Origin of the sequence: Micromonospora sp. NPDC005206 (assembly GCF_040608175.1) — a bacterium.
Lineage (GTDB): Bacteria > Actinomycetota > Actinomycetes > Mycobacteriales > Micromonosporaceae > Micromonospora.
In genome coordinates this window covers 32,924-45,874 of record NZ_JBEXHU010000025.1, presented here as the reverse complement: position 1 = coordinate 45,874, position 12,951 = coordinate 32,924, and the positions used below count along the sequence as shown (strand labels likewise).

General features: G+C 71.2%; 14 protein-coding genes and 1 pseudogene. 12 read left to right on the top strand and 3 right to left on the bottom strand.

The genetic code is table 11. The features are described from left to right. Window positions 1-10: 10 nt before the first annotated feature. Both ABZU69_RS30995 and ABZU69_RS30990 read right to left on the bottom strand, forming a co-directional pair. Window positions 11-319 (bottom strand): annotated as a pseudogene (locus tag ABZU69_RS30995) (IS5/IS1182 family transposase); the annotation flags it as partial. A 1-nt stretch (window position 320) separates the two neighbouring features. Next, complete coding sequence (locus ABZU69_RS30990) at window positions 321-455, bottom strand: hypothetical protein (protein ID WP_354967855.1); 135 nt, start codon at window positions 453-455, stop codon at window positions 321-323. Window positions 456-649: 194 nt separating this feature from the next. Between ABZU69_RS30990 and ABZU69_RS30985 the strand changes: the two genes are divergently transcribed. From ABZU69_RS30985 to hypE, 12 genes are all read left to right on the top strand, one after another. After that, window positions 650-2,059 (top strand): hypothetical protein, encoded by a 1,410-nt coding sequence (locus ABZU69_RS30985; protein WP_354967854.1) that lies wholly within the window; start codon window positions 650-652, stop codon window positions 2,057-2,059. Continuing rightward, a complete protein-coding gene (locus ABZU69_RS30980) occupies window positions 2,056-2,652 on the top strand; it encodes a hydrogenase maturation protease (protein ID WP_354967853.1) in 597 nt (198 codons plus the stop codon). The genes ABZU69_RS30985 and ABZU69_RS30980 overlap by 4 nt, the downstream gene beginning before the upstream one ends. Further along, window positions 2,645-3,001, top strand: coding sequence for a hydrogenase maturation nickel metallochaperone HypA (locus ABZU69_RS30975; RefSeq protein WP_354967852.1), 357 nt, complete (start codon window positions 2,645-2,647; stop codon window positions 2,999-3,001). The genes ABZU69_RS30980 and ABZU69_RS30975 overlap by 8 nt, the downstream gene beginning before the upstream one ends. Further along, window positions 3,001-3,540 (top strand): hemerythrin domain-containing protein, encoded by a 540-nt coding sequence (locus tag ABZU69_RS30970; protein ID WP_354967851.1) that lies wholly within the window; start codon window positions 3,001-3,003, stop codon window positions 3,538-3,540. Before ABZU69_RS30975 ends, ABZU69_RS30970 begins: the two co-directional genes overlap by 1 nt. Then, window positions 3,537-4,658 (top strand): hydrogenase expression protein HypE, encoded by a 1,122-nt coding sequence (locus tag ABZU69_RS30965; RefSeq protein ID WP_354967850.1) that lies wholly within the window; start codon window positions 3,537-3,539, stop codon window positions 4,656-4,658. Before ABZU69_RS30970 ends, ABZU69_RS30965 begins: the two co-directional genes overlap by 4 nt. Next, a complete protein-coding gene (locus ABZU69_RS30960; RefSeq protein WP_354967849.1) occupies window positions 4,655-6,454 on the top strand; it encodes a nickel-dependent hydrogenase large subunit in 1,800 nt (599 codons plus the stop codon). Before ABZU69_RS30965 ends, ABZU69_RS30960 begins: the two co-directional genes overlap by 4 nt. Next, window positions 6,447-7,058: a hypothetical protein gene (locus ABZU69_RS30955; protein WP_354967848.1), complete on the top strand. Its 612-nt coding sequence runs from the start codon at window positions 6,447-6,449 to the stop codon at window positions 7,056-7,058. Before ABZU69_RS30960 ends, ABZU69_RS30955 begins: the two co-directional genes overlap by 8 nt. Then, the gene (locus ABZU69_RS30950) at window positions 7,055-7,669 is read left to right on the top strand and encodes a DUF5947 family protein (RefSeq protein WP_354967847.1); all 615 of its coding nucleotides are present in this window, start codon (window positions 7,055-7,057) and stop codon (window positions 7,667-7,669) included. Before ABZU69_RS30955 ends, ABZU69_RS30950 begins: the two co-directional genes overlap by 4 nt. 14 nt (window positions 7,670-7,683) lie before the next feature. Continuing rightward, the gene (locus tag ABZU69_RS30945; RefSeq protein ID WP_354967846.1) at window positions 7,684-7,887 is read left to right on the top strand and encodes a hypothetical protein; all 204 of its coding nucleotides are present in this window, start codon (window positions 7,684-7,686) and stop codon (window positions 7,885-7,887) included. 152 nt (window positions 7,888-8,039) lie between these two features. Beyond that, a complete protein-coding gene (locus ABZU69_RS30940; RefSeq protein ID WP_354967845.1) occupies window positions 8,040-8,312 on the top strand; it encodes a HypC/HybG/HupF family hydrogenase formation chaperone in 273 nt (90 codons plus the stop codon). A 13-nt stretch (window positions 8,313-8,325) separates the two neighbouring features. After that, a complete protein-coding gene (gene hypD, locus ABZU69_RS30935; RefSeq protein ID WP_354967844.1) occupies window positions 8,326-9,453 on the top strand; it encodes a hydrogenase formation protein HypD in 1,128 nt (375 codons plus the stop codon). Continuing rightward, entirely contained in the window at window positions 9,450-10,601 is a 1,152-nt protein-coding gene (gene hypE, locus ABZU69_RS30930) for a hydrogenase expression/formation protein HypE (RefSeq protein ID WP_354967843.1), read from the top strand. The genes hypD and hypE overlap by 4 nt, the downstream gene beginning before the upstream one ends. 66 nt (window positions 10,602-10,667) lie before the next feature. On the opposite strand, the gene hypF is transcribed toward hypE, so the two are convergent. Continuing rightward, window positions 10,668-12,947: a carbamoyltransferase HypF gene (hypF, locus tag ABZU69_RS30925; RefSeq protein WP_354967842.1), complete on the bottom strand. Its 2,280-nt coding sequence runs from the start codon at window positions 12,945-12,947 to the stop codon at window positions 10,668-10,670. Between the last annotated feature and the right edge of the window lie 4 nt (window positions 12,948-12,951).

Sequence of the window (12,951 nt, the reverse complement as noted above, 5' to 3'; positions counted from 1 at the left end):
GAGGGCCGGGTCACCGCTGGTGGTCTGGGTCGCGCCAGGACGCGGTAGTGGTGCCGGTCAGCCGGCGGATCAGGTTCGCTGTGGACGCCCACCAGGTGCGAGACACCGCCGAGGCGGGTCGGCTCTTGCGCTTGACCGGCACGAACCCGGCCGCCATGTCGCTGCGTTGACCTGCTCGACGTCGATACCGCGCACGGCGCCGTGGATCGCGACGTCGTCTCTAAACCCGGCGTCCACCCATGCCTTTGGTCACCGAAGGGGTGTGCGCGAGGACGGAGTCCAGCAGTCGCACGCCGATCGCGTTGTCCGTGACCGACGCGTCAAGCCAAGCCCACAATGGGCATAAGCAACCGAACCACCCTCTCACGGGACCGGTCCACGTCCCGGACGATCAGCAGCTGGGTGAGCACCATGCCGCCCTCCGGCCGGAAGTGGTCCGGTGCTTCCTGGGTCATCGACGCCTCCTTGTCCGGTCGTCGGGGTACCCGGCGACGGCGCGGGCACACCTGCTGCCGGGTCACCTGGTCCGGTGAGTGCGCTCGGCACGTACCGGCGGCACGCACTTACGGCCGCCTGGTGGGACGGGTTAGACCAGTGTGACCGCTTGCCGCAGCGGGTTCCGAGCAGGCCCTGAAGGGGGTTGAGTACCGTGCCGACCGATCGCCCCAGTTCCCGGATCGACCGCGCCGAGGCGGTCGCGGACGCGATCCTGTACGAGGGCTACCTGCTCTATCCCTATCGGCGCTCATCGGGAAAGAACCGGGTCCGCTGGCAGTTCGGGGTCCTGGTGCCCCCGACCTGGGCGGCGGCGCACGGCCTGGTCGACAGCGGCGTGGCCGGCTCCGCGGAGTCGCCGTGGCAGCAGACCGAGTGCCTGCTGGAAGCGCCAGACCCGGCGAACGTCCGAATCCGGCTGCGGTTCCTGCACCTGCAACGCAAGCTGACCGAGCAGCGGACGGCCGGCGGGTACCGGCCGGTCGACCGGATCGAGGCCGGTGGCCGCACGGAGCTCAGCTTCGACGAGGCGGTGCCGCGGGAGTTCGACATCGAGGCGTCGGTGGGTGACCTGCGGCGGGGCCGCCGGCTGGACGTCCGGCTACCGGGTGGGGACGACGTCGAGCCGCTGGTCGACGGCCGGAGCGAGCCGGTCGGGCGGGTGGTGCGCCGGCGCTGGCCGTTGTCCGCGTCGGTCACCGTCTCCGCCGCCCCGGCCGAAGCGCCGTTCCCCCTGCTGCGGCTCGCGATACGCGTCGAGAACACGGACGGGACCATCCCGCCGGACAGCCCGCGGGACGAGGCGTTGCGCCACTGCCTGCTGGCGGCCCACACGCTGGCCACGGTCAGCCGGGGGCGGTTCCTGTCCCTGCTCGACCCGCCGGAGTGGGCGGCGTGCGCAGCCCGGGAGTGCCGCAACGTGCACACGTTCCCGGTGCTCGCAGGCGAACCTGGCAGCGCCGACGTGCTGCTCTCGTCGCCCATCATCCTCTACGACCACCCGCAGATCGCGCCGGAGAGCCCGGGTGACTTGCACGACGCGGCCGAGATCGACGAGATCCTCTCGTTGCGGACGCTCACGCTCTCCGACGCCGAGAAGCGGGAGGCGCGGGCCACCGATCCCCGGGCCGCCGCGATCGTCGACCGGGTCGAGGCCATGCCGCCCGCGGTGTTCGAACGGTTGCACGGCGCCTTCCGGGCCCTGGCGCCCGTACGCCGGGGTGGCGATGCCGCCCCCGACCCGGAACGGCCATGGTGGGAGCCCGGCGCCGATGACGGGATCGCGCCGGAGACCGAGACGGTGCTGGTCGCGGGCGCTCTGCTGGCGCGGGGCAGCCGGGTCCGGTTACGGCCCCGCCGGCGGGGTACGGACGCCCACGACATGTTCCTGGAGGGCCGTACCGCCCGTGTGGAGCAGGTGCTGCTCGACGTGGACGGGTCACGATTCCTGGCCGTGACGGTGGACGACGACCCGGGCGCGGAGCTGCACCAGTGGTACGGGCGGCTGCGTCACTTCCGTCCCGAGGAGGTCGAGCCGTTGACCGGAGAGGTGGCGACCCCGTGAGCGGCGCCGTGAGCAGCCCCGACGGCGGGCGGATCCTGGTCGCCGGCATCGGCAACATCTTCCTCGGCGACGACGCGTTCGGCGTCGAGGTCGTCCGGCGGCTGCGGGACGTGGTCCTCCCACCGGGGGTGGATGTGTCCGATTACGGCATCCGGGGGATACACCTGGCCTACGATTTGCTGGACGGCCGCCACGACGTGCTGGTCCTGGTGGACGCGTTGCCGCTGGACGAACCGCCCGGGACGTTGGCCGTACTCCAGGTGGACCTCGACGATCCGGGCTGGACGCTACGGCCGGCCGACGTGCTGGACGCGCCGGCCGCCGACGCGCACGGCATGGATCCCGAGTCGGTGCTGCATCTGCTGCGCGGCCTGGGCGGGAGCGTCGACCGGGTCCTCGTGGTGGGTTGCCGTCCCGCGGTCCTCGACGAGCGCATGGGGCTGTCGGCTCCGGTGGCCGCCGCGCTCGACGAGGCGGTCCGGACGGTGACGGGGATCGTACGGGAGGAAGCCGCGCGGCTGGGGCGCGGCGACGGGCCGGCACCAGGCACGCCCGCAGACGGCAGCGAACGGGGGGTGAGCACGCATGCATGAAACAGGTCTGTCCGAGGCGATCGTGGCGGCGGCGGTACGGCGGGCCGCCGGCCGCCGGGTCACCGGGCTGCGGGTGCGGATCGGTGGCCATCCGGTCGACCGCGACGTCGTCACGCAGGGCATCCAGCTGGCCGCGGCCGGCACGGTCGCCGCGGACACCGCCGTCGACCTGGTGCTCGAACCGATGACGGTGGCCTGCCACGGCTGCGGCCGCAGCGGGCCGGTCGACGACCACCTCGCGATGGTGTCCTGCCCGCAGTGCGGGGGCGTCGACATCGACGTCACCGGCAGCGACGACGTCGTACTGGAATCGATCACGGTGGACAGCGCCGGACGGGGGGCGGTCTGATGGACGCTACGGAGTTGCTCCGGCACGACCACCGCGTGGTGGAACAGCTGTTTCGGGACTATCAGGCAGCGGAATCGGACGCGCAGCGCCGCGGCGTCGTGGAGATCCTCATTCGCGAGCTGTCGAAGCACGCCGCACTCGAGGAAGTTCTCTTCTACCCGTTCGCCGCGAAGGTCCTGGCTGACGGCCAGGTCGACCGGCACCTCTCCGGGCACCGGCCGATCAAGGAGTTGCTCCTCGAGCTGGACCGCTGCCGGACCGGCGATCACGCGCAGGACGAGCTGATGGAGCGGCTGGCGTCCGCCGTCGCACGGCATGTGCAGGACGACGAGAACGAGCTCATGCCGCAGCTGAGCGTCCGGGCCGACGAGCAGGCCCTCCGCGAGCTGGGCCAGGAGATTGACCACGGCAAGCAGCGGGCCCCGACGCGCCCGCACCCGCACGCGCCGGACAAGCCGCCGGCGCTGGCCCTCGCGGTGCCGGTGGCGGCCATCTACGACCGGCTGCGGGATCGGATCCAAGGGAGGCCACGCACATGACACAGGGCGTACGCGACACCGCGGTGATACCGCAGGAGAACGGGTTCGACGAGGTCACCATCCTCTGGATCTCCGAGGGCATGAGTTGTGACGGCGACTCCGTGTCGATGACGGCCTCCGCTCAGCCGGCGATCGAGGACGTCGTTCTCGGGCTCGTTCCCGGTCTGCCGAAGGTCAACCTGCACAACAAGGTGTTGTCGCCGACCGCCGGCGGCGAGGAGTTCCTGGCGCCATACCGGAAGGCGGCCCGTGGGGAGATGCGCGAGCCGTTCATCCTCGTGATCGAGGGCTCGATCCCGAACGAGAACATCAACGGCGACGGGTACTGGACCTCGTTCGGCAATGACGAGCGCACCGGTGAGCCGCTGACCTTGAACTGGTGGCTCGACCAGCTGGCGCCGAAGGCGTGGGCGGTGGTCGCGGCCGGCACGTGCGCGACGTACGGCGGCATCCACGCCATGGCGGGCAACCCGACGGGGTGCATGGGCCTGGCCGACTATCTCGGGTGGGACTTCCGGTCGCAGGGCGGTTTGCCGATCGTCAACGTGCCCGGCTGCCCGATCCAGCCGGAGAACTTCATGGAGACCCTGACCTGGGTGCTCTACCACGCCGCTGGCTCGGCCCCACCCCCGCCGCTGGACCACATGCTGCGGCCGCAGTGGCTGTTCGGCAAGACCGTGCACGAGGGCTGCGACCGGGCCGCCTACTACGAGCAGGCCGACTTCGCCAAGGACTACAACTCGCCCAAGTGCCAGGTGAAGATCGGCTGCTGGGGACCGGTCATCAACTGCAACGTCCCGAAGCGCGGCTGGATGGGCGGCGTGGGTGGCTGCCCCAACGTCGGCGGCATCTGCATCGGCTGCACCATGCCGGGCTTCCCCGACAAGTTCATGCCGTTCATGGACATGCCTCCCGGTGGCAGCCTTTCCACGCTGATGATCAAGCCGTACGGCGCCCTGATCCGCCGCCTGCGCAGCATCACCAACGCGACCGCCAACAAGGAACCGAAGTGGCACCACAACGGTCCGGAACTCACCAGCGGCTACAACCCCCGGTGGCGCCCGTACGCTCCGGCAGATCCCCGTCGACAGGCGGCAATGGAAAGGAACAAGTCGTGACCGCGACGGAACCGAAGCCGGCCGTTGGCCAGAAACCCGGCGAACTGGTGGAGATGGCGTGGGATCCGATCACCCGGATCATCGGCAACCTCGGCGTCTACACGAAGATCGACTTCGCGAACCGCGTGGTCGCCGAATGCCACACCACGTCGTCGCTGTTCCGCGGCTACTCGGTGTTCATGAAGGGGAAGGATCCGCGGGACGCCGGCTTCATCACCAGCCGGATCTGCGGCATCTGCGGCGACAACCACACGACCTGCTCGGTGTACGCGCAGAACATGGCGTACGGCATCAAAACCCCGCCGCTGGCCGAGTGGATCATCAATCTCGGCGAGGCCGCCGAGTACATGTTCGACCACACCCTCTTCCAGGACAATCTCGTCTTCGTCGACTTCTGCGAGGCGATGGTCAAGCAGACCAACCCGAGCGTGCTCGCCCTGGCCGAAAAGACCGCGGCACCGGGCCGGGACATCCACGGCTACCGGACGATCGCCGACATCATGCGGGCCTACAACCCGTTCGAAGGCGAGGTCTACAAGGAAGCGCTTAAGGTCAGCCGGACGACCCGGGAGATGTTCTGCCTCATGGAGGGCCGGCACGTCCACCCGTCGACGGTCTATCCCGGCGGCGTCGGCACGATGCCCCAGCCGTCGCTGTTCACCGACTACCTGAGCCGGCTGATCAGCATCCTGGACTTCGTCAAGAAGGCCGTCGCCATGAACGACGACATCTTCGACTTCTGGTACGAGGCGCTGCCGGGCTACGAGGAGGTCGGCCGCCGCCGAGTCCTGCTCGGCTGCGGGGGCTCGTTCCAGAACCCCGACGTCGTCGACTACCGCTACGAGACCATGACGAACTGGGGACGAGCCATGCACGTCACGCCCGGCATCGTCGTCGACGGCAAGCTGCTCACCACGGACCTGGTCGACATCAACCTCGGCATTCGGATCCTGCTCGGCAGCTCCTACTACAAGGACTGGGCGGGCCAGGAGGATCCGTTCGTCAAGTACGACCCGCTCGGCAACCCGGTCGACATCCGCCACCCCTGGAACCAGACCACCCTCCCGGATCCCGGCAAGCGCGACTTCAGCGACAAGTACAGCTGGGTGATGAGCCCCCGCTGGTTCGACAAGAGCAGCGGGGAGCACCTCGCCCTGGACACCGGCGGCGGTTGCTTCGCCCGGCTGTACACCACGGCGCTGGCGAAGATGGTCGACACCCCGTACGTCAAGTCGACAGGGAACAGCGTGCTGATCTCGCTGCCGAAGAGCCAGCAGCTGCCCGAGATGACGCTGGAGTGGAAAATCCCGAAATGGTCGAACGCCCTGGAGCGGAACCGCTCGCGGGCCTACTTCATCGCGTACGCCGCGGCGATGTCGCTGTACTTCCTGGAGCGGGCAATGGAGCGGATGCGCGCCGGCGACATGCGGGTCTTCGCCGAGTTCGAGGTGCCGGACGAGGCCATCGGCTGCGGCTTCCACGAGGCCGTCCGGGGCATCCTGTCGCACCACATCGTGATCCGCGACCGCAAGATCGCCAACTACCAACCGTACCCGCCGACACCGTGGAACGGCAGTCCCCGCGACAGCTACGGCACCCCCGGGCCTTACGAGGACGCGATCCAGAACACGCCCATCTTCGAGGAGAACGGCCCGGACAACTTCAAGGGCGTCGACATCATGCGGGCGGTGCGCAGCTTCGATCCCTGCCTGCCGTGCGGGGTGCACATGTACGTCGGCGGCGGCCAGACCCTCAAGAAGATCCACTCGCCGATGTTCGGCGCGTCGCATGGCTGAGCCGCCGGACGTCCCGCGGCTCGACGACGCCGCCGTCGAGCCGCGGCTGGCCCGCCTGGACGCCGTGCTCGCCCAGCTCGAGCAGACCCCCGGCCGCACCGCCGAGCTGGCGCTGAACGCCGTCGAGGTGCTGACCGAGGTGTACGGCGAGGCGCTGGCCCGGGTCACCGACCTCGCCGCCGACGACCCTCGCGCGCTCGACCGGCTGACCGGCGACGAGCTGCTGCGGCACCTGCTGCTGTTGCACCGCGTCCATCCGGATCCGCTGGACCGGCGGGTGGCCCGTGCGGTGGACGACCTTCGGCCGCAGCTGCAGGCGCAGGGTGCCGAGATCGCGCTGATCGGTGTCCAGGACGAGGTGGCGCGGATCAGCCTGTCCGCGAAGTCGTGCGGCGGTGGCGGCACCGTCCTGCGGGACCTGGTGCAGCAGCAGGTGCTGACGTTCGCGCCGGAGCTGTCCGCCGTCGACGTGGTAGCACCCGCGCCGGCTCCGCCGCTGATCCCGGTCACCAGTCTGTGGCAACGGCCGGACCGGCCCGAGGTGGCGACGATGCGCGAGGCGGGGCGCGTTGCGGGGCCGGTGGCGCTGGGTGGCCCGGCATGACGGCAAGCGCGCTGCAGCGGGCGATCCGCCGCGCCGGGGAGCGCGCGGCCGCGGTCGAGCGCTGCGGCATGTGCGCCGAGCCGGTCGGCCCCGAGCACCGGCACGTCTGGGACGAGCAGGACGGGGAGCTGATGTGCTCCTGCACGCCGTGCTCCCTGCTGTTCGACCGCGAGGCGGCCGGCGGCGGCCGGTACCAGCTCGTCCCCACCGAGGGCAGACGGTTGACCCGGCTGTCCGCCGACGAGCTCGGCGTGCCCGTCGGCCTGGTGTTCTTCGTGAAGCAGCGGGACGGCCGGGTGCTCGGGCACTTCCCGAGCCCGCTCGGCACGACCGAGTCGGAGATCGATGCCGGCGCCTGGCGGGCCATCGAGGCACGATCACCCGCGCTGGCCGAACTCGCGCCACGGGTCGAGGCGTTCCTGGTGTGGACGGGCACGCCGCGCGGCGGCGGCCAGCAGTGGGTGGTGCCGGTCGACGACTGCTTCCGGCTCGTGGCGCTCATCCGCCGGCACTGGACGGGCATGTCCGGGGGAAGCGCGGTGTGGCGGGAAATCGCGGGGTTCTTCGACGATCTCGGGCGGCGGCACGGTGGGCCGTCCGGCGACAACTGATGGAGGGGGCGGTAATGGGCGAGATCCGGGTGGGCAATCCCGATATCGAACTCGACGCGCCGGCGCACACCAAGGGCGTCGAGGAGGGCAACTCGCGGAGAAAGAAGCAGGCGGGCCACAACGCGGACGGGACGGTGGACGGCCGCCGCTCGACCGGCATCCGGCCCGAGAAGCACGGCCCGATCCTGCCGATCATGCCGAACCTGCCGCCCGGCTGAGTCCGGCGCGGGTCCGAAGGAGGTGAGCTGTGCGGAAGCTGTTGGCGCTGCTGGCCGGCGTCGCCGTGGTCGGGGTGTTCTGGAAGGAACTTCCCGCACTGCGGCGCTACATCAAGATCGAGAAGATGTGACCGGAGAGGACCAGCAAATCGATGTGTCTTGGGATCCCAGGCGAGATCGTCGAGATCAAGGCCGGTCACGACGACCTGGCCGTCGTGGACGTCGTGGGCGTCCGGCGGGCGGTCAACATCGGCCTGCTCGGAGCGGACCGGATCGGCGTCGGGGACTGGGTGCTGGTCCACGTCGGGTTCGCCATGTCGAAGATCGACGAAGCCGAGGCGGCCGCCACGTTGGCGCTGCTGACCGGCCTCGGGCAGGCGTACACCGACGAGCTGCAGGCGCTCGCCGAATCTGACATCACCTAGAGGGGGCGACCAGATGCGTTTCGTCGACGAGTACCGCGACGCGGACAAGGCCCAGGCGTTGGCCACCCAGATCGCCGCGCTGTGCGAGCCGGGACGGCAGTACAAGTTCATGGAGGTCTGCGGCGGGCACACGCACACCATCTACAAGCACGGGATCGAGGACTACCTGCCGGAGAACGTCTCACTCGTGCACGGGCCGGGCTGCCCGGTCTGCGTCATCCCGATGGGCCGGGTGGACGACGCCATCGCCATCGCCAACGAGCCGGGCGTCATCCTGACCGCGTTCGGCGACATGATGCGGGTCCCGGGCGGGAACGGCTCGTTCCTGGACGCCAAGGCGGCCGGTGCGGACATCCGGATGGTGTACTCGCCGCTGGACGCCCTGAAGATCGCCCGGACCAACCCGGACCGCAGGGTGGTCTTCATGGCGATCGGGTTCGAGACTACCTCGCCGTCGACCGCGATGACCGTGCTGCGGGCGGCCGCCGACGGCATCGATAACTTCTCGGTGTTCTGCAACCACGTCACTATCCTGCCGGCCATCAAGGCGATCCTCGACTCACCCGACCTGCGGCTCGACGGCTTCCTCGGACCCGGGCACGTCTCCACCGTCATCGGCTGTCGGCCGTACGAGTTCATCACCCGCGACTACGGCAAACCGCTGGTGTGTGCCGGGTTCGAACCGCTGGATCTCCTGCAGTCGGTCTTCATGCTGCTCAAACAGCTCGCCGAGGGGCGCTGCGAGGTGGAGAACCAGTACACCCGGGTGGTGCCCTGGGACGGCAACCTGCGGGCGCTGGAGGCGATCGGCCAGGTCATGCAGCTGCGGCCGTACTTCGAGTGGCGCGGCCTCGGCTTCATCTCGCACTCCGCACTGCGGATGCGGGACGAGTACGCGGCGTACGACGCCGAGCGAATCTTCGACGTGCCCGGGGTACGGGTGGCCGACCCGAAGGCCTGCCAGTGCGGCGAGGTGCTCAAGGGGGTACTCAAGCCCTGGGAGTGCAAGGTGTTCGGCACCGCGTGCACGCCGGAGACCCCCATCGGCACGTGCATGGTCTCCTCGGAGGGTGCGTGCGCCGCCTACTACAACTTCGGCCGCTTCACGAGGCAGCGGCTGACGGAGGCGGTCCGGGCATGACGACCGAACGCACTGCCGGGTGGGCCGAGCGCCCGGTGGCCGAGGCGGAGGCGACGACCGAGCGCGAGCCGGGGCGGCTGTCGCCGGAGCAGCAGGTGCTGAAGCGCATCGAACGGGCCCGCCAGCGCGCGCCGAAGATCCGGGAGAGCCGGATCACGCTCGCGCACGGCGCGGGTGGGAAGGCGACGCACAGCCTGGTCGAAGGGCTGTTCGTCGAGGCGTTCCGCAACCCGACGCTGGAGGCGCTCGAAGACGCCGCCGTGCTCTCCGTGGGCACCGGCCGGCTGGCGTTCACCACCGACTCGTACGTGGTGTCGCCGCTGTTTTTCCCGGGCGGGGACATCGGCGACCTCGCGGTCAACGGCACCGTCAACGACCTCGCGGTCAGCGGCGCCCGGCCGCTGTACCTGTCGGCCGGGTTCATCCTAGAGGAGGGCTTCCCCGTCGCCGACCTGCGGCGGATCACCGCCTCCATGGCCGCCGCCGCGGCGCGCGCCGGAGTCCAGGTCGTCACCGGCGACACGAAGGTGGTGCAGCGGGGCAAGGCCGACGGCTGCTACGTCAACACGGCCGGCGTCGGGGTGCTGGAGCGGCCGCTGAGCCTGGGCGCCGCGCACATCCGCCCGGGTGACGCGGTCGTCGTCTCCGGGCCGATCGGCGACCACGGAGTCACCATCATGCTCGCCCGCGGTGAACTGGACATCGCCGCCGACCTCGCCTCGGACACCGCGGCGCTGCCGGGGCTGGTGGACGCTCTGCTGGACGCGGCTCCCGGGGTTCGGCTGCTGCGCGACGCCACCCGCGGCGGTGTGGCGACCGTCCTCAACGAGGTGGCGCAGGCGGCGCAGGTCTCCGTCGTCGTCGACGAGGCGTCCGTACCGGTGCGTCCGGCCGTGACCGGCGCCTGCGAGCTGCTCGGCATCGACCCGCTCTACGTGGCGTGCGAGGGACGCCTGGTGGCCGTGGTGGACGGCACGCAGGCGGAGGCCGCTCTGGCGGCGCTGCGCGGCCACCCGCTCGGCGAAGGTGCGGCGGTGATCGGCCGCGTCGCCGCCGACCCGCCCGGAATGGTGCTGCTCAGGACCGCGTTCGGGGGCACCCGGGTGGTCGACATGCTGGTCGGCGACCCACTCCCCCGCATCTGCTGACGGCGGTCGCGGGGCCAGCCGGCGGGCACGGCGCGCGCCGCGGCCACCGCTGATCGCGCCGCGAGGTCAGCCGGCCGGTACGGCCCGCGCTGCGGCCAACACGGCCTGGCCGAGCGAGATGCCACCGTCGTTGGGTGGCACCCGCGAGTGCACCAGCACCCGGAAGCCGTCCCGCTCCAGCCCGCTCACCACCAGGTCGAGCAGCAGCACGTTCTGGAAGACCCCGCCGGAGAGCGCGACGGTGGTCAGTCCCGTGTTCTCCCGGACGGCTCCTGCCGACCGGACCACGGCGTCCGCCAGGCCATGGTGGAAGCGCGCGGCGATCCGGCCGGGATCCACGCCGGCGAGCAGGTCGTCGACCACGCACCGGACCAGCCCGCGCCCGGCCTCCAGGAGCGGCACGGGGCCGCCCGCCTCGACCGGGTAGCCGCCCCGCTCGTCACGGTGGGCCCGCTGCTCCAGGGCGATCGCGGCCTGCCCCTCGTACGTGACACGGTCGCGCAGGCCGAGAAGCGCCGAGACGGCGTCGAAGAGCCGGCCGGCGCTGGAGGTACGCGGCGAGTTCGTCCCGGTCCGCGCCAGCGCCACCACCGCGGGCCACTGCCGCTCGTGCCGGCGCAGCACCGGCAGCTCCGGTACGGCGTCGCCGTAGATCTCGTCGAGATAGGCCGCCGCCATCCGCCACGGCTCGCGTACCGCCGCGGCCCCACCCGGCATCGGCAGCGCGCCGAGGTGACCGACCCGCTCGAACCCGGTGAGGTCCGCGACGAACAACTCCCCGCCCCAGAGGGTGCCGTCCGGGCCGTACCCGAGACCGTCGAAGGCGACGCCGATCACCGGGCCGGGGTCGCCGTTGTCGGCCAGGCAGGACGCGATGTGGGCGTGGTGGTGCTGGACGCCGAGCAGTTCGACGTCATCGCGCCGCAGGGCGTACTTCGTGGACAGGTACTCGGGATGCAGATCGTGGGCGACGACCGCCGGCCGGACGTCGAAGAGCCGGGTGAAATGCGCGATGCCGTCGGTGAACGCCCGCAGCGTCTCGTAGTTCTCCAGGTCGCCGATGTGGTGCGACACGAACGCGCGCCGTCCCTTCGCCACGCAGAAGGTGTTCTTCAGCTCCGCGCCGCAGGCCAGCACCGGCCGGTCGAACCGCCACGGCAGCGTGATCGGGGCGGGCACGTAACCGCGGGACCGCCGTACCGGCAGTTCCCGGCCGCGGAACACGCGGACCACCGAGTCGTCGGTCCGGACGTGGATCCGCCGGTCGTGCACGAGGAATCCGTCGGCGATCGGCGCGAGCCGCCGACGGGCGTCGTCGTCACGGTGCGCGATCGGTTCGTCGGAGACGTTGCCGCTGGTCAACACGATCGGCATGCCCAGTCGCCCGAGCAGCAGCTGGTGCAGCGGCGTGTACGACAGCAGCACCCCCAGCTCGCGGTTGCCCGGCGCCACCGACCCGGCGACCGGGGCGTCGGCGCGGCGGGGCAGCAGCACCACGGGACGGCGGGCGCTGGTGAGCACCGCCTCGGCCGCCGGCGCCACGTCGACCAGGGTGCGCGCCGTCGGCAGGTCGGCGGCCATCACGGCGAACGGCTTCTCCTCGCGGTGCTTGCGGGCGCGCAGCGCCGTGACGACCCGATCGTCGTCGGCTCTCGTGGCCAGGTGGTAGCCGCCGAGGCCCTTGACCGCGACGATCCGGCCGTCCCGCAGCCACCGTACGGCGGTGTTCAGGGGGTCACCGGGGACCGGGGCGCCGTCGGCGGTGACGAACCGGAGGGCGGGACCGCAGGCGGGACAGCACACCGGCTCGGCGTGGAAGCGGCGGTTCGCCGGGTCGGCGTACTCGGCGGTGCACTCGACGCAGAGCGGGAACCCGGCCATGGTGGTGGTGCGGCGGTCGTACGGGACGTCCTCGACGATCGTGAAACGCGGGCCGCAGTTGGTGCAGTTCGTGAACGGGTAGCCATGGCGCCGGTCCGCCGGGTCGGCCAGCTCGGCGAGGCAGTCCGGGCAGGTGGCGGTGTCCGGGGAGATCAGGGCGTCCCGGCCGGCGCCGGTGACGCTGCTGACGATGGCGAAGCCGGGCCGGCCGGTCGGCGGGACCGGCTCGGTGGTGAGCCGCTCGACCTCGGCGAGGGTCGGCGCCCGCCGGCTGAGGTCGGCCACGAAGGCGGCCAGCCGTTCCCCGTCCCCTTCGACCTCCACGAAGACGCCCGCGGTGTCGTTGCCGACGAAGCCGGCCAGGTCGTACTCGGTGGCGAGTGCGTGCACGAACGGCCGGAAGCCCACCCCCTGCACGATGCCCTCGACGCGGACGTGCACCCGCCGCACGCTGGCCAGGTCCATGACG